Genomic DNA, 15669 nt, shown 5'->3' with positions numbered 1-15669 from the left:
GTCATGAGGAGCCCACCCCAACCCCCGAGGAATCGCACGGCGGCGTTGGCGAGCGGCGTCTGCGCGTCCGCGACCCCGGGCAACGTGCCCAGCGCCACCCACTGCACCGCCGTGTAGATGAGCGTGACAACGCCAATCTGCACGATGAGCGCGAAGGGCACGTCGCGGCGTGGGTTCTTGAACTCACCCGCCGGAGCCGCCGTGTTCTCGAAGCCGGCGTAGGCGAACAGCAGCAGCAGCACCGCGGACCCCAGGTTGCCTCCATCCCTGGGAGCCACCGACGTCGCCAGCGGCACGGACACGGAGAAGAGGCCCACGGCGATGAACACCAGCAGCGGCACCGTCTTGGTGACGGCGAGGAACACCGCGGTGCGAGCGCCGCTCTTCACGCCCACGACGTTGATGGCGGTGAGCGCGAGCAGGGGCACGGCGATGGCCAATCCCTGGCCCAGGCCCGAGTTCGCCGCGGGCCACAGGAAGCCCAGCGCGCGGGAGAAGCCGACGGACAACGAGGCCACGGACGAGACGCGCGCCAGCCACGTCATCCAGCCGACCTGGAAGCCCACCCGTTCTCCAAAGGCCTCACGCGTGTAGAGATAGGCGCTGCCGGGCTTGTCGAAGTAGCTGGCCGCCTCCGCGAAGCAGAGCACGAGCAGCAGCACCGCCAGCCCCGCGAGCACAACGGCGCCCGTGCTGGCCGAGCCCAGGTTCGCGGCGGCCGCCGCGGGCAGCAGATAGACGCCACTACCAATGACGTCGTTGATGGAGAAGCCGACGATTTCCCAGCGCGATACCGCGCGCCGCATGCCTGGCTCAGGTGGAGGCGAATGGGTTCCGGTGGTCATGGACGGAAGGGGAGGGGAACGCACTGGAGCATAGATGCGGTGAATCCGCGAATTCGTGAGAAGCCGTGCTTTTTCGCAAGGGGCGGCCCGGCCTCGCCGCGGCCCGGCGCACAGGCCGCGTGTCTTCCTCCCTTCGAGGTGCTCGAATGGACACCCATGAGGAACCCACTGCGCGACATCCTCAAGCACATGGAGGTCCCCACGCTGAGCGGGGTCTTCCTCCTGGGGTGCTTCGAGCGACGTGTCACCCTGTACTCGCAGCAGGTCAGGGCCCTGAACCTCGTCCACGCCTTGTTCGCGTGCAAACGGCTCAAGCCGGGCGCTCGGGTCGTGGTGGTCGGTGCAGGCGCGGGTGGAATGACCTTCGCTGCTGGAGCGGCGCTGCGCGGGTGCAAGGTGGACCTGCTGGAGCAGCGGAACGCGCTCCTTCCTCTCTTCGCTGAGAATCGCACCCGCTGGATCCACCCCCATCTTTATGACTGGCCCGCGCCGGGGTCCGAGGAGCCCTCCGCTCAGTTGCCCGTGCTCAATTGGACCGCGGGAAGGGTGCATGAGGTCGTGGAGCAACTGCTCAAGGCCTGGGAAGCGTTGCGAACGACAGACGGCGTGGACCTCGCGGTTCATCTGGGCGCTGAGAACATCACGCTCATCACCTCTCAAGAAGGAGGCCGGCATCGCGTCGGATGGAACGATACGGAGGGCTATACCCTTCCAATCGCTGTGGACGCGTTGGTCCTGGCAGTGGGCTTCGGTGTCGAGCCGCGCGAACCGGAGAAGGGACTTCGCTCCTATTGGGAAAACGATGACCTCGACCAGGAAGTAGGACGTGGGATCCAGTCTCAGACCCGCATCCTCATCTCAGGCACGGGTGATGGCGGGTTGATGGACCTCTGCCGGGCCGTGCTCCGCGATTTCAACCAGGAGAAGCTTCTTCGGGAGTTGCTGACCCCAACCTGTCCCCAGTCATTGAAGGACGAGTTGCTCGCGATCGAGGACGAGGTCCAGGACGGGCGAGTCCGCGCAGACGCTCTCTCGGAGCGCTATCGGGCGCTGACGATTCCGAAGGAACTCGATGCCGGGCTCCGGGAAAGGTTGCGGCCAGGCACCAAGGCCGTGCTCAACGGATACTCAGCGGATCCGTTGAGCACCCAGGCCAGCACCCTCAACCGCTTCGTGGCTTCGCGGCTGTTCTCGCTCGGCGTCCAGTATCGACCCGGCGCCATGACCCCTCCCGTCCGGGTCGGCGGTGAGTACGAGGTGGGTTTCGCTTCCGCCAAGCCCATGCGGTTTGACCGCGTCATCCTGCGCCATGGGCCCCGGTCCTTCCTGGCGGAGGACTTCCCGTGGCTTCCCAAAGAGGCCCTCGCGAAGATGCAGGCCCGGAGCGAGCTTGATCAGACACGAGAGCCACTCTGGCCAGACTCCGCGTTCAGGCGTGTGGGGGAGGCTGCGGCCCCGGTCGTCACGCGTCGCGGTGAGCCTCCTTCCCCACGGCTTCCGCTGCGTGAGAAGTCGCCCCTCATCGGGCACGAGGATGCGCTGGAACGGCTCGTGGGCGCATTGCTCGCGACCGACCCGCCGGTCCTGCGTGTGTCGGGCAGCGCTGGCGTTGGCAAGACCCGACTCCTCATCGAAGCCCTCCATGACCCACGCGTGGCTGAACGTCATGGTAACGCTAGGTACTTCGTCCGCCTCTTGGATGGCACCCGTGGGGAATCCATCTTCGGAGCCATGGCGGAAGCCCTCGCGGTGGCACCGGGTGAGCACCTGCGGGCCCGGGTCCTTGCCGCCCTCGCAGCGCACTCCGCCCTGCTGGTCCTCGACGACGTCGAGGCGGATTCCGAAGGTCCCCTCCTTCAGGGGGTGATGCAAGAGCTCATCCGGATGGAGGGCTTGACGCTTGTGCTCGTGGGCAGGCACCCGCCCAGCCCACGCACGGGAAGGCTCCAGCCGGAAATCGAAGTCCTGCCTCTGGATGGGGTTGAGGCAGGAAGTCTGCTCCAACGGATGGTCCCCCAGATCAAGGTCACCGACCCGGGACTCAAGGCGTTGATCGGCTCGGGGGTCGTGGCGTCGGCCATCACATTGCTCGCGGGACTGGCGAGGAACCAACTCGCCCATCACCCTGGAACCAGCGCCCTCAGCGATCTCTGGCAAGACATCCTGCGCAAGAGCGGTCCACCGGCCAGGATGCCCAGGTCATTGGAGAGTCTCTTCGAGCCTGGAGGACTCCGTGAGTGGTTGACGATGGAGGCACTCCGGTGTCTGGCGCTCCTCGCACGCCTGCCGGATGGCGCCTCAAGAGAGGATCACGCCCGATTGTTCCCTGGTGGAGAAGGGACCGTCCTCACGGAATTGACAGAACTCGGGCTCGTCCATGTGGATGCGTCCGAGCGGAGGCGTGTTCCGCAGCTCTTCCGCGCGGCACTTGGCAGCAACTTCCCCCCAGAGCCTACGGACCTTGCACGCGCCCTCCAGCATTACAGTGAGCTTGCGAAGGAGTTCGGACCTCGGGTCGGCGGCGCTCAGGGAGCACATGCCCTGGAGCGGCTCGTGCCTGAAGTGGAGAACATCGAAGCCATGTTCCTGGAGGGGCTACAGGGCCACGAAGGCCTCCAGGTCATCGATGCGTTGTTGAAGCTCAGCAACTTCTGGCGGTTCTCCGGGTACGGCTCTCCGAGACTGCTTTCACAGGCCCGGGAGGTCGCGCACAAGGCGGGGGACTTCCTGCGCGAGGCTCTCTGTCTCCAGGTGGAAGGACAGGTCGCACAAGAGCGCTCGCGGCATCAAGAGGCGGAGCACTGCTTCAAACGGGCTCTGCCTTTCTTCAAGCGATGCGATCCCGACCACACGGACCGCAAAGCGCTCCTGGGCCATGCGCGATGCATCCGAGGGCTGGGGTCCCTTGCCTTGGACGGAGGGCGGCTCGACGAGGCGGAGGCCTGCTTTCAGCAGGCGCTTGAATACTTCAACAGGGCGAACTCGCCGGTGAGCGAGGGCAACTGCATCCATGGGCTCGGAAAGGTCGCGCTGGACCGAGGAAACATCCACGAGGCACGTCTGCGGTTCGAAGAGGCGCAGCGCGTCTTCGGACAATCGAAGGACCGTCTCGGTAGGGCACACTGTCTGCGCAGTCTGGGGGAGCTCGATGCCTCGGCCGCGCTTCTGGAGGAAGCCCGAATGCTCTTTTCCGAAGTGGGGAACTTGCGCGGCAAGGCGCACTGCCTGCGCGGGCTGGGAGACCTGTCACTCCAGCGCAAGAACCTCGATGATGCGCAGGCGCTCTACGAGCAGGCCCGCCCCCTGCTGAAGCAGGTAGGATCACTGCGAGGAGAGGCCAACTGTCTCCTGGGGCTGGGCAACCTGTCCGCCCAGCGCGGATGGACGGAAATGGCCCGCATCCACTTCGAGGAAGCAGCGCGGCTCTTCGTGCGAGTCGATGACAAGCGGAGCCTCGCGCGGTGTCGCGTCCTTCTCGAAGAACTGGGCCCCACTTGAGAGCAGTTCCACGAAATCACGGCGCCGAATGGGCGGTCTATCGCTTGAGCGATTTGGCCAGCCTTGAGCGCATCCCCGCTTCACAGGGCATACTGACCTGGCCGAATAGCGACTGACGCCCACGTTCACCAGGATGTCGACGATGATTCGCTGCGCATTCATCCAGGAGCTGGGCTCCGGTCGCATGGAGCCAGAGATGCGAGCGCTTCTCGAAGAACTCCGGGAGCGCCAGCTTGCCGTCGAAACATTTACCGCGAAGCAGCTCTCCAGGGGCCAGATACCGTTGGCTCGGGACGCTCTGGTGGCGGGCGACGTACCGACTGTGCTGGGAGCGCTGAAACAACTCGGAATCCCTGCACCCGAGACCCACGATTATCCGCCGAGCCTGAGTTCCTTTCTCCACCGGCGTGTCTGGCGGAGCACCGTGAGAGACCTGAAGGCGGCCGTACTCCAAGAAGCAGGCCCTCCGGTTTTCGCCAAACCCCATGGGCGCCGTAAACGATTCACGGGACACGTCTTCGCGTCAGTGGAGGATCTGCTCTATCTGGAGCGCGCATCGGCGAGCACGGAGATCCTCTGCTCGGAAGTGGTCCGATGGCAGAGCGAGTTCCGGGTCTTCGTCGTGCAAGGCACCGTTGTGGGGACTCGCCACTATGGAGGCGACCCTGCACATCGAATCGATGAAGAGCAGGTGAGGCGGGCCGTCCAACTGCTGGAGGAATCTGGAGAGGGTACAGAAGGATATGCAGTCGACTTCGGCGTGCTCGAGTCCGGTCAAACCGCCATCGTCGAGTGGAACGACGGTTTCTCGCTGGGCGCCTATGGCTTGGGACAAGGCCCCTATACCGATCTGACGCTGGCCCGCTGGCTGGAGCTTGTACGGCCTGGATGACGTCCAACGCTCTGCGCGCGACACAGGGCCGTCCGCTGCGCCTCTGGAGGGCTGGCGCGGGGCGAGGCGGGGCGTCACGATGGTGCAGGTGCCGCGCATCCTCGCGCGGTGTCCCATCCCGTCAGGAGGCACACCATGGCCGACGCGAAGGTTTCCATCACCTACTGTACCGCTTGAGGCTACCTGCCCCGGGCCACCCGTGCGGCGGCCGTACTGAAGGACGAACTGGAAGTGGATGTGGAGCTGAAGAAGGGCGGGTCGGGGGTTTTTGAAGTGGCGGTGGATGGGAAGGTCGTCATCAAGAAGACCGGCCTGGCATTCCCCACCGAGCAGGAGGTGGTGGACGCGGTGTACCGCGCCCTGAACCCTTGACGTCGATGGCTTCGCCGCCCGTTCCTGGGAGAGCGGGCGGGCGGGGCCTCCCGGCTCACGCGGGCAGCCGTCGCAGTGCCTCCGCGAGGCGGATGTGCCCCTGGAATGCGCCGCTGCCCTGCGGCGTCTCGCCCTTTTCAATGGCATGGGCGAAGCGCACGCCGACGTCCGCCTCCAGCCGCTCGAAAAGGCCCTGGAGCTTCGGGTAGTCGCGGCGGTCCAGCACCTCGTGGTACCGGGTCCACCGGGCGATGCCGATGAAGTAGGCGTCCGCCAGCGTGCGGTGGTCGCCCAGAAGCCATGGCGTGTCGCCCATCAGTGCCTCCAGGTTCGCGTGCGCGGAGACCACCTTGCGGGCCCCCAGGTTCCGCAGCGCCTGCTTTTCAGACTCCGGCAGCTCGGCGTGCTCGAGCGCGTACCAGAGCGGCGAGAAGGCGCCGAAGAAGGTGGTGTTGAGGTACGCGAGCATCTGGTTCAACCGGTCGAAGTCCTCGGTGCCCTGGGCGAACGACAGCCCGGTGCCCACACCGCGCGCGCCCAGGTGGTTGAGGATGGCCATGCTTTCGCTGATGCGCGCGCCCGTCTCCGTCATCAAGGTGGGCGTCTCCGCGACGGGGTTGATCCGGCGGTAGTCCGCGGTGGTGACGTCCTCCGGCATGGCGATGCGGCACAGCTGGTAGGGCCGGCCCAGCCACTCCAGCGCGACGATGGATCCAAACGAGCAGCCAGAGGGGACACCGTAGAAGAGGGTAGGCAATGCCATGGTGATGCTCCTGTCCGAAGGGGAAGGCGTGATGCCTTCGATGGGGACAAGATGGCCGTGGCAACGCGCGCCGTGTAGACAGCGGAACGCGAACGCAAGGTCCACACCCGTGGACGATGAGGCGCGGCCCTTGAATCTCAATGACATCCATCTCTTCGTCCAGGCCGTGGAGAGCGGTGGCTTCGCCGCGGCGGCACGGCGGCTGGGCATTCCCAAATCCACGGTGAGCAAGCGCGTGGCTGAGTTGGAGGACGCGCTGGGCGCCCGGCTGATTCAGCGCACGTCACGGAGCTTCACGCTGACGGATGTGGGGCGGGACTTCCTCGACCATGCTCGCGCCGCCGTGATGGAGGCGGAGGCCGCGGAGAACGTGGTGCGCCGCCGGCAGGCCGAGCCCCGTGGCGTGGTGCGAATCACCACGTCGGTCCCCACGGCGCAGTTCCGGCTCGCGGACCGGCTGCCCCTGCTGGCGCTGGCGCATCCCAAGGTGCGCGTCGAGCTTCACGCGACGGACCGCTTCGTGGACCTGGTGCAGGAGGGATTCGACATCGCCGTGCGCAGTCACTTCTCGCCCTTGCCTGCCTCGGGCCTTGTGCAGCGCCGGCTCGCGGTGGAGTCCACCGTCCTGGTGGCGTCGCCCGGCTACCTGTCCAGTCGCGGCAGGATTCGCAGGCCCGAGGATTTGAGCGAACACGACGGCCTCCTGACCCACGCCATGGCCACGCAATGGCGGCTGCGCGGGCGGGCGGGGGAGACGGTCACCGTGACGCCGCGGGCACGCATGACCGCCGATGAGACGCTGGTGCTATTGAAGGCGGCCACGGCCGGACTGGGCGTCGTCTGTCTGCCGGAGACCTTTACTCTCGTGGACGTGGAGGCCGGGCGACTGGTGCGTGTGCTTCCCGCCTGGACCGCGGGCACGGTGACGACGACGATCCTGACGCCACACCGCAGGGGCCAGCTGCCCGCCGTGCGCGCCGTCATCGACTTCCTGATGGAGGGCGCTGGCGAGGCGTGAGCCACCTGCATCGACGCGCTTCGCCGACCTGCTACGTCAGACGGACTGATCAACGTTGAGGTTGTGAAATCACTGTTCGCCGGAATTGCTGGAGCATGATATGCATTGCGGTGGGATTGTGACTGCTTGTGCAGACGCCTGCCGCGACTGGATACGCGGTCGGTCGACGGCCCAACTTGCGAGGACTCATGAATACGAGAATGAACCTGTCGATTGTCACGCTGGCTGTTCTGGTGATGTCCACGAGCGCGAGCTTCGCTGCCACACCTGACGTGGGGGATGTGTGTGCCGGGGAAGGCTCGCCGCCGTCCGGATTCCCGAGCTGCGTGTGGTCGATTCCGGTGACGGGTTGCGAGGTGTTGCTCGACACAGTGGGCACCGCCAGCGCGTCGGAACTCCGCCAGGCGTGGGCCGAGGGGCGAGCGCCGAGGCTCGCGCCCCACGTCGTGACCAACGGGGAAGGCACGCTCGCGGTCGATGCGTTGCTGCACGCGACGGGTGAGCTCTCCGGCGTGATCGGCAGTGAGTTGCCGACCTACGAGCTGCCGGACGGCGACGCTCAGGCGACGGTGATGGCTGGCACGCTCATCGGCCCCTGGGGCCAGTCAGGCCAGATGTCCCTGTTCAAGATCGCTTTCTACAACTGGGGCAACGGCCACTGGACGATCATCATCGAAGTCAGTGATCACAATGGCTTCTTTTACGACACCAAGATCGGCTGGGGCTACCTGCTCTGAGTTGACCCGCCCGCTCAAAACCGGGCCCTTGCCGGTGCGCAGGCAAGGGCTCGGGTGCACCTTCTCAAGTGAGTCAATCGCGGGCAGTGGCTGAATCCTCTCCGAGCCAGCTCAACCGTACACGCGTGCCTCGCGGCTCCAGTGCGTGGATGGACAGCGCCCACCCGAAGCGCTGGGCAAGTCGTTCCACCAGCGACAGGCCGATGCCGTGGCTCTCTCTTCCGGGCTCCACGCGGCCAAAGCCAATCCCCGTGTCGGTCAGGGTCCACGCCTGGGGCTCGATGGTGATCACGATGCGACCCTCGTCAGTGTATGCGAGCGCGTTCTTGAGGAGGTTTCCCATCATCACCCTGGCGACGGATGCAGGGACGGGCGCGTGGACTTCGCCCACGGACTCGATGGTGAGCTCGATGCCGCCACTGCGCCGCAGGTGTCCGTACAACGCGAGCAGCTCTCGCGAGACGCGGTGCAGGTCGCAGCGCTCCTCGGATCGGCGCTCGCGGGCCAGCCAGAGGATGCCCTCCGTCAACAGGCCCATCTGGCTCACGGCCCGGCGCAGCCGGTCGAACGTCTCCGTGTCTCTTGGCGGATCGAGCTCCAGGATCTCCACCGCGCCCTGGGCCACGGCTAGCGGGGTGCGCAGTTCGTGACTGGCGTCGCGGTTGAACCGCCGCTCACGCTCCAACTGCTCCTGGATGCGCGCGTCGCGTGCGAGCAGCGCGTCCCGCAGCGCCCGGACCTCGGCCACTCCGCCGTCATCCTCGGGCGGTGGTGCCCCGTCGGCCCGGATCCACTCCACCATCCGCTCCAGCGGCCGGCCGAGCCGACGGGCCACGAGGCGGGCGAGGAGCGCGGCGGCCAGCAACGCCAGCAACGCACTCGTGAGAAGCAGTCCCGCAGTCCGCTTCAGATTGTCCGTCGTGCTCGTCAGGCGCGTCACGTCGAACGCGAAGTACAGGCGTTCTCCTCCAGCGCCGGGGCGCACCGCGACGTGGAAGTGTCCGTGGCTTCCGGCGGACACCTCGTACTCTCTCGGAGGTGCGTCCGGACGCAGGCGCTCGGCGATCCAGGGCGGCAGCGCGGAGTGGCCGTCATACCGCGTGATCCCGGGGACGTGACCTGGCTCGCTCCGGTCCGCTTCCGCTGCCACGATGCGGCTGAAGATGACGTCCTCGAGGTCGTAGCTGAAGAGCGTGAAGAACCCGCCCATCAGCACCAGCGCGAACGCGGCGGACAGCCCCATGGCGCGCTGGAGTACGGCGCGCACCGACCTGCTGGACCTAGCGCGCATCCAGGCGGTACCCCTCGTTGCGCAGGGTGGTGATGGCATCTTCGAGCCCCAGCCCGGCGAGAGCCTTTCGCAGGGCATAGACGTGCGTGCGCAGCGCGCTGGACTCGGGCGCTTCGTCCCCCCAGAGCCGCTCCGCCAGCGTGGCCGCGGGGACGGCTTCGGGCGCGGCTTCCATCAGCCACCTCAGCAACAGTGCCTCGGTGCGGTTGAGCCGGACGGAGCGCCCACCCCATTGCGTGTGCCCGCTCTCCGGCTCCAGCGTGAGCCCACCCCACGTCAGCTTCCGCCCGCTCGGAGGCACGGGCCGGCGCGCCAGGGCTTCCAGCCGCCAGCGCAGCTCCCGGAGCGAGAACGGTTTGACCAGGTAGTCGTCCGCGCCCGCCTGGAAGCCCGCTTCCTTGTCCTCGAGCGTGTCCCTGGCGGTCAGCATCAGGATGGGGACGAGCCGGGGCGCGACCTGCCGGTATCGCTCGCACACATCGAGGCCGCTCATGCCGGGCAGCATCACGTCCAGCACGATGACGTCGTACGGATGGCCCAGCGCGAGCGCGAGCCCCTCGGGCCCGGTGCTCGCGAAGTCCAACTGGAAGTCCGGCTCCAGGAACCGCGCGATGTTGGCCTGGAGGTCGCGGTTGTCCTCGATGACGAGCACGCGCATGGCAGTGATCCGGATGCTACCCGCGTCTACGTCAAACGAATGTCAGCGCGTAGGTGACGCCTGGCTGACTGTCGCTTCCGCACGCTCCACGGCCTCTCTCACTCGAGGAGTCCCGTGATGATGCGTTCGCTGTTCCTGGCCCTGATGTTCCTGACCACCTCCGTGGCCCACGGCGCGAGCCCCCCGGTCCCCATGGAGGTCCGAGCGGCGGACGGAGAGCGGATTCCCGTCTGGGTCCTCGCCCCAGAAGGGGAGGCGGCGAATCCACCCGTGGCCGTCCTGCTGCACGGCCTCACCCGGAGCAAGGACGACTGGCTGTCGGATACAGAGCCGACCTTCGGAGGGGCCCTGACGGAGCATCTGCGGAGCACCGGTTATCGCGTCTACGTCATGGACGCGCGGCGGCACGGCGCGCGAGCGACCCCCAACGCGCGACCCGGAGCCCTCGCGAAACGTGCGCACGCGGGGGAACCCGGTCCCTATCAAGCGATGATTGTCGACACCGTGCGTGATGCGCAGACGCTCCTCACGCAGGTGCTCGCCAACGGCAAGAAGCCACCGAGGGTACTCGTCGCCGGCTACAGCATGGGCGCCCAGGTGGGCCTCCTGCTGGCCTCGCGCGAGCCTCGGATCACCCATCTGGTGACGATGGTGCCGCCCCATGTCGACCCCTCGCTGGGCGACGCCGCACCGGTGAACCGGATGGGCGGGGTTCATCAGGCCTGGCTGCTGTTGACCGCGAACCGCGATGTCTTCTCCACCGAGGAGGACACCCAGAAGCTGTTCAAGGCCGCGCCCTCCACGCGCAAGACGCGCCGGGCCTTCGACAGCGGGCACGCCCTGCCGCGCGAGTACCTGGACGAGGTCCGTCGCTGGTTGGGCGAGACCTGACAGGCCAACGGAGTGGACCTTTAGGATTCGTATGTCTGGACTTTAAAGGTCAACTTCGCTCAGACTCCCGGAGGGACGCCGCCGCCTCTCTTCCGCCTCCCGAGGAGCCATGCCCGACACGACGACCGACGACCTGGCACGCACCGAAGCCTCCCCGCGCCGCAGGCAGCTTCCGCCGACGCGTGAGAGGCCCGTGCACCTCTTCACCATCGACGGCATTCGTTACGAGGCGGTCCGCGAGCTGGTGCTGATGCCGACGGGTGAGCTGCTGATGCTGGCGCAGCGCTTCCCGGAGCACGACAACGCGCTGCCCGGCTTCTGCCTCGTGCGAAGGCTGGCGAACCCCTCCTCCTATCTTCAGCGCAAGCGCCTGGGAGAGGAGATTCAGCTGGCCTTCCGCCTTCGCCACCCGGCCATTGCCCAGGTCTTCCACCGCAAGGTGCACCAGGGGGCGCTGCACGTCGTCATGGAGTCGGTGGCGGGTCCTTCGCTGGAGACGCTGGTGAGTGCGGGCGTGGTGCGCGGCCGGCCCGTCTCCGAGGCGTTCGCCCTCTATGTCGGTGCGGAGATCGCGGAGGCCCTTCAACACGCGCACACGCTGACGGACGCGACCGGCCAGCCGCTGGGCGTCATCCACCGTGACGTCAACCCCCGGCACGTCTACGTGGGGGCGCAAGGCGAGGTGAAGCTGGCGAATTTCGGCGCGGCGTACTCGCTGGTGGTGGGGCGCGCGGAGTCGCCCGCGAACCTCGTTCGGGGCGATGTGGCCTACGCCTCGCCGGAGTATCTGGCGCGAGCGCCGCTTTCGCCGCGCTCCGACGTGTTCAGCCTGGGCGTGTTGCTGGTGGAGCTCTTCACCGGCAAGCACCTCTTCGACGTGGAGGACGTGCCGCTCCCTCCCGCGAACTTGCGCTATCTCTTCACGGAAATCGTCTCCTCGCTGCCGCTGACACAGATGCAGGTGTTGCTGGCGAGCTTCGGCCCGGAGGACGTCGAGGAGGCCGTGGCTTCACTCTCCGCGGACGTGAAGGCGATGCTGCATGTCGCGCTGCGCGCCAACCCCGAGGAGCGGTTCGCCACGGCGGCGGACATGCGCGACGCCATGCGAGTCGCCCTGGCGAAGCGGCACCCGGGCTACGGCCGGCAGGAAGCCGCGGCGGAGTGGGCCCAGGTTCTGGTGGAGGGCAGCGTCCTTCGCGACGACGTGGAGTTCGGCGAAGGAGACCTCTTCGGCAATGGGCTGGACGCCTACGGGTTGGAGGACCTGGAAGAGGAGTAGGGCGTCAGCGCGCCAGCGCCGAGGCGACATGGAGGAGGGCCGCGAGGTCCTCCGCGTCCAGCTTGCGCGCGAGGTGGAGCAGACGCCGCAGCTCTGGAGCGTCCTCTTCCTGCGGCTTGGGCTTCGTGCCCTTGCGCACGTCGCCCGTCGCGGTGAGCCCCATCAGCTTCTCGGGGGACACCCGCAGCTCCCGGCAGAGGCGGTAGAGGGAGGGGACGCTGGGAAGCATCTTCCCTCGCTCCAGGCGGTTGTAGACGGGGTGCACCAGTCCCACGCGCTCCGCGACTTCGGCCTGCGTCAGGCCCAGGTGCTGACGGGCGGCGCGGGCCTCCGTTCCAATGGTGATGCCGAGTTCTTCGTTCATGGCGGGCGCAGCGTAGCCGAGGACACGGAGGGGATGAATGCTGGAGGTTGAAAAGGTCTTGATGGACCCCACGGGTTTGCTGTCGGACGCGCGCGAAGGGGAGGGGTTCCCGGGTTTCTCATGTCCTTGGTAGGGTGCGCGCCCCCGCTGGGAGGACGCCGCATGCGAGACGCCTGGGAGCCCGAAGGAAGGCCGTCATGATGCGGGGGCCGCCTCCGGCCGTGCTGTCTCCTGGGGTCCAGGTGCTGGGTTACACGGTGGAGCGCCAGCTGGGGCAGGGCGGCTTCGGCACGGTGTACCTGGCGCGCTGCGAGGGCCAGCGCTGTGCCCTGAAGCTGTTGCACCTGCCGCGCGTGGGGGAGCGGGCGGAGCGCGAAGTCTCCATCCTCACCCGGCTGCGGCACCCCAACGTGGTGGGGATTCTGGGCCATGGCTACTTGCCGGTGGTCCAGCCGCAATTCGCCGTCATCGCCATGGAGTACGTGGACGGACCCCGGCTGGACGAATGGGCGGACGCGCACAACCCCACGGCGCGGCAGGCGGCGCACGTGCTGCTGGGGGTGGCGCGGGGGCTCGCCGCGACCCATGCGGACGCGGTGGTGCACCGGGACGTGAAGGAGGCCAACATCATGGTGCGCGCCTCGGATGGTGTGGCCAAGCTGGTGGACTTCGGCATTGGCGACTACGCGGGCGCGCGTGACTTGACGGCGGACATCCTCCCGCCCGGGACGGTGGACTACCGCGCTCCGGAGGCGTGGCGCTTCCTGCGAGCCCACCGCGAGGCGCCGGACGCCCGGTATACGGCGGGCCCGGCGGACGACTTGTGGGCGCTGGGACTCGTCTCCTACCGGCTGCTGACGGCGCGCTTCCCCTTCGATGGCCCGGACGCCGCCGGTGTGACGGAGGCGATTCTCTCCAGCGCGCCCACGCCGCCGCACGAGGAGAACGCGCGGGTGCCCCGGTCGCTGGGTGACGTGTGCCTGCGGCTGCTGGGGAAGACACCCGAGGCCCGCACGCCGAGCGCCCAGGTCTTTTGCGAATCCCTGGAGCAGGCGCTGCGTGGCGCGGATTCGACGTGGGACGTGCCACTCTGCGACGCGTATGCCGAGGACTCCGCGACGACGGAGGGGGAGGACCTCGACAGCCTCGATCAATGGGTGAACGAGCCCCGGCACCGTCCCCGGCGGGGCAAGCGCCTTCCCCCGGGAGATGCGCCGGCGATGGGCGTGGATGCCATGGCGAAGGAGGTGTCGCCTCCCGCGTCGACCGTGCGTGTGGCGCCCGGGAAGCGCGGGGCCTTCCGTGCATGGACGGCGCTCGCCGGAGTGCTCGTCGTTGCGGGGGCGGTGTGGGGGCTCGGGATGTCGCGGATCGCGGAGCCCGTCTCCCTCCGTCAGGAAGTAGCGACCTCTGGCAAGTCACCTCAAGCTGACCGCGCCGCGGCTTTCACCGGACCGAAGACCACCGCCGCGGCCGTCGCTCTCCCCGCGACGCTCCAGGAGGTTTCAGCCACCGTGACGACGCCGCCGAAAGACACGCTGTCCCTTCAACTCCCATCGAAGCCCACGAAGAAGGGCATGCGCGTCATGGCCCGTGCGGTCGGCACGGCGGCGGCTTGCGCGGCGCTCGGATGTCCTGGAACCCAGGTGCGTTCGAGTCCTCCTCCCGAGCCTTGCCCGGTGGGCGCCGTGGAGGCCATGGAGAAACGGCACGTCCGCATTGGTCAATTGCTCGACGCGGGTTTTGGCTTCGATGAGCGGTTCGTCTCCGTCCAGGAGGGCCCAGGTCAGGTGACCCTGGGGGGCCGGGCGGGGGACATCCCGAGCTTGACGTTGCTTTCGGGCCGGCTCTTCGTGAGAGACCGCGTTTATGGACGACTGACATGGGCAACGACGAGGGAGGGCGAGAGCTTTCCCGTGTGCTTCGAGGTCTACGACACGACCGGTGGGCGAGGCATGATGCGAGAGCCTGGAGACGAATCATCAACCAGTGCTCGTATCTTCAATCTCACGACCCTGAAGGCGGTGAGCGAGTTCAAGTAGCCAGACGCTTCAGGGAGAAATCGCCGAGTGACCTCGTCCTCCATTGCCATTCTTCTGGGGCTTCTGCTCGCAAGCGGAGCCGCGACCGCGCAATCCGAAGCCTTGGATTTCGGGCTCGGAGCGCGCCGGATCGAGGTCTCCCCGGAGGAGGTCCAAGCCGCATCTGAGATTGTCATCAGCGCGGGGCTCTCAACGACGCTCCTCTTCGATGTCGACTTGAAGCGCGAGGATGTCGAGTTGGAGGGGCGGGACCGCTTTGAGTTGGTGGACCAGGGGCAGACCACGCTTCGTCTGGTGCCGTCCTCTCGCGTGACTGCCGCCGAAACGTTTCGGCTGGTCGTGCACTTCAGGGACGGGGCCGCGCCAGTCAGCGCGTCCTTTCTTCTGCGAGTTCACCCCGTGAAGGCCCAGCCCCTCGTCGAGATCTATCGGCGGAGGCGGACGGTCGCGACCTATCAGCAAGAGGTGAGGGAGCTTCGGGCCGAGCTCACGCGCTTCAAGGAGGAGAATGCACGGGTGGTGGCGGAACATGAAGCACCTGCTGGACTGGCGGGGCTCATCTCCACCGGAGCCATGGATGAACACGGTGTGCTTGGAAGTAACATGAGCAAAGTCGGCTCCCTGGATGCCGAGAAATGGCTCACGTCATCCTTGGTCAGAACCTACCGCTCCACTGCGAGGGTTGCGGTGGAGACCAAACTGGCAGTGAGCGCCGGTGGTGCACCCTGGCGCGCGAAAGGGGCGATGCTTCGAAACAAGGCCGGAGCAGAGTTGAAGGTGCTTCGCATCTGGCAGGAGCAACCCATCTCGGACGGAGAGTTCAAGCCCCTTGTGGTCGAGGCCGAGGCCCCTGCCGCCTCCGTGCAAGGCCCCTTCTCGCTCAAGCTGTGGGAGGCGGACGGGCCACGGACCCTCACGCTGCGGAACATCACGTTCCCTGACTGGCCCTGAGGCCGCCACAGGCTCATGTGGGCAGATGTCTGGCCCGGACTCCCATGTCGCAGGCGTCGCAACTGGGG

Annotated in this window: 14 protein-coding genes; 9 read left to right on the top strand and 5 right to left on the bottom strand. The window is 67.2% G+C overall.

Going from position 1 to position 15669, the window contains the following annotated elements; translation table 11 throughout:
- On the bottom strand, positions 1-806 hold an 806-nt coding region (locus D7Y11_RS23375; RefSeq protein ID WP_120577766.1), incomplete at its 3' end, for an APC family permease.
- Positions 807-1001: 195 nt separating this feature from the next.
- Between D7Y11_RS23375 and D7Y11_RS23370 the strand changes: the two genes are divergently transcribed.
- The 3 genes from D7Y11_RS23370 to D7Y11_RS43875 all read left to right on the top strand — a co-directional run bounded on the left by D7Y11_RS23370 (position 1002) and on the right by D7Y11_RS43875 (position 5607).
- Entirely contained in the window at positions 1002-4343 is a 3342-nt protein-coding gene (locus D7Y11_RS23370) for a tetratricopeptide repeat protein (RefSeq protein WP_158624438.1), read from the top strand.
- 142 nt (positions 4344-4485) lie between these two features.
- Positions 4486-5235 carry an ATP-grasp domain-containing protein gene (locus D7Y11_RS23365; RefSeq protein WP_121753599.1) on the top strand — a complete coding sequence of 250 codons (750 nt, stop codon included), beginning with the start codon at positions 4486-4488 and terminating at the stop codon, positions 5233-5235.
- A 135-nt stretch (positions 5236-5370) separates the two neighbouring features.
- A complete protein-coding gene (locus tag D7Y11_RS43875) occupies positions 5371-5607 on the top strand; it encodes an Rdx family protein (protein WP_233605030.1) in 237 nt (78 codons plus the stop codon).
- 55 nt (positions 5608-5662) lie between these two features.
- Here D7Y11_RS43875 and D7Y11_RS23360 read toward each other — a convergent pair whose 3' ends face one another.
- Positions 5663-6370: a glutathione S-transferase family protein gene (locus tag D7Y11_RS23360; RefSeq protein WP_126934830.1), complete on the bottom strand. Its 708-nt coding sequence runs from the start codon at positions 6368-6370 to the stop codon at positions 5663-5665.
- Between the two features lie 130 nt (positions 6371-6500).
- On the opposite strand from D7Y11_RS23360, the gene D7Y11_RS23355 reads away from it, so the two are divergent.
- Together D7Y11_RS23355 and D7Y11_RS23350 are read left to right on the top strand one after the other, a co-directional pair.
- A complete protein-coding gene (locus D7Y11_RS23355; RefSeq protein WP_120577770.1) occupies positions 6501-7388 on the top strand; it encodes a LysR family transcriptional regulator in 888 nt (295 codons plus the stop codon).
- Positions 7389-7588: 200 nt separating this feature from the next.
- Positions 7589-8125 carry a hypothetical protein gene (locus D7Y11_RS23350; RefSeq protein WP_121753597.1) on the top strand — a complete coding sequence of 179 codons (537 nt, stop codon included), beginning with the start codon at positions 7589-7591 and terminating at the stop codon, positions 8123-8125.
- Between the two features lie 73 nt (positions 8126-8198).
- Here D7Y11_RS23350 and D7Y11_RS23345 read toward each other — a convergent pair whose 3' ends face one another.
- Both D7Y11_RS23345 and D7Y11_RS23340 read right to left on the bottom strand, forming a co-directional pair.
- The gene (locus D7Y11_RS23345) at positions 8199-9416 is read right to left on the bottom strand and encodes a HAMP domain-containing sensor histidine kinase (protein WP_172813250.1); all 1218 of its coding nucleotides are present in this window, start codon (positions 9414-9416) and stop codon (positions 8199-8201) included.
- On the bottom strand, positions 9406-10074 hold the full coding sequence (locus D7Y11_RS23340; RefSeq protein ID WP_120577772.1) for a response regulator transcription factor: 669 nt from the start codon (positions 10072-10074) through the stop codon (positions 9406-9408). The genes D7Y11_RS23345 and D7Y11_RS23340 overlap by 11 nt, the downstream gene beginning before the upstream one ends.
- Positions 10075-10191: 117 nt before the next feature.
- Here D7Y11_RS23340 and D7Y11_RS23335 point away from each other — a divergent pair, with 117 nt between their 5' ends.
- Entirely contained in the window at positions 10192-10965 is a 774-nt protein-coding gene (locus D7Y11_RS23335; protein WP_126934829.1) for an alpha/beta hydrolase, read from the top strand.
- A gap of 109 nt (positions 10966-11074) precedes the next feature.
- The gene (locus tag D7Y11_RS23330) at positions 11075-12244 is read left to right on the top strand and encodes a serine/threonine-protein kinase (protein ID WP_126934828.1); all 1170 of its coding nucleotides are present in this window, start codon (positions 11075-11077) and stop codon (positions 12242-12244) included.
- Between the two features lie 4 nt (positions 12245-12248).
- Here D7Y11_RS23330 and D7Y11_RS23325 read toward each other — a convergent pair whose 3' ends face one another.
- The gene (locus D7Y11_RS23325) at positions 12249-12608 is read right to left on the bottom strand and encodes a helix-turn-helix transcriptional regulator (protein WP_120577785.1); all 360 of its coding nucleotides are present in this window, start codon (positions 12606-12608) and stop codon (positions 12249-12251) included.
- A gap of 197 nt (positions 12609-12805) precedes the next feature.
- On the opposite strand from D7Y11_RS23325, the gene D7Y11_RS23320 reads away from it, so the two are divergent.
- On the top strand, positions 12806-14650 hold the full coding sequence (locus D7Y11_RS23320; protein ID WP_306466071.1) for a serine/threonine-protein kinase: 1845 nt from the start codon (positions 12806-12808) through the stop codon (positions 14648-14650).
- Between the two features lie 27 nt (positions 14651-14677).
- Positions 14678-15601 (top strand): DUF2381 family protein, encoded by a 924-nt coding sequence (locus D7Y11_RS23315; RefSeq protein WP_120577775.1) that lies wholly within the window; start codon positions 14678-14680, stop codon positions 15599-15601.
- The last annotated feature ends 68 nt before the right edge of the window (positions 15602-15669 follow it).

Source organism: Corallococcus sp. AB018, assembly GCF_003986945.1.
GTDB lineage: Bacteria > Myxococcota > Myxococcia > Myxococcales > Myxococcaceae > Corallococcus > Corallococcus exiguus.
This window is presented reverse-complemented; position numbering and strand designations above follow the sequence as displayed.

Bases quoted from the DNA above. Each gene is read 5' to 3' on its own strand.
- D7Y11_RS23370 (WP_158624438.1), top strand. From the start codon at position 1,002: ATGAGGAACCCACTGCGCGACATCCTCAAGCACATGGAGGTCCCCACG.
- D7Y11_RS23365 (WP_121753599.1), top strand. From the start codon at position 4,486: ATGATTCGCTGCGCATTCATCCAGGAGCTGGGCTCCGGTCGCATGGAG.
- D7Y11_RS23360 (WP_126934830.1), bottom strand. From the start codon at position 6,370: ATGGCATTGCCTACCCTCTTCTACGGTGTCCCCTCTGGCTGCTCGTTT.
- D7Y11_RS23350 (WP_121753597.1), top strand. From the start codon at position 7,589: ATGAACCTGTCGATTGTCACGCTGGCTGTTCTGGTGATGTCCACGAGC.
- D7Y11_RS23345 (WP_172813250.1), bottom strand. From the start codon at position 9,416: ATGCGCGCTAGGTCCAGCAGGTCGGTGCGCGCCGTACTCCAGCGCGCC.
- D7Y11_RS23340 (WP_120577772.1), bottom strand. From the start codon at position 10,074: ATGCGCGTGCTCGTCATCGAGGACAACCGCGACCTCCAGGCCAACATC.
- D7Y11_RS23335 (WP_126934829.1), top strand. From the start codon at position 10,192: ATGATGCGTTCGCTGTTCCTGGCCCTGATGTTCCTGACCACCTCCGTG.
- D7Y11_RS23330 (WP_126934828.1), top strand. From the start codon at position 11,075: ATGCCCGACACGACGACCGACGACCTGGCACGCACCGAAGCCTCCCCG.
- D7Y11_RS23325 (WP_120577785.1), bottom strand. From the start codon at position 12,608: ATGAACGAAGAACTCGGCATCACCATTGGAACGGAGGCCCGCGCCGCC.
- D7Y11_RS23320 (WP_306466071.1), top strand. From the start codon at position 12,806: ATGATGCGGGGGCCGCCTCCGGCCGTGCTGTCTCCTGGGGTCCAGGTG.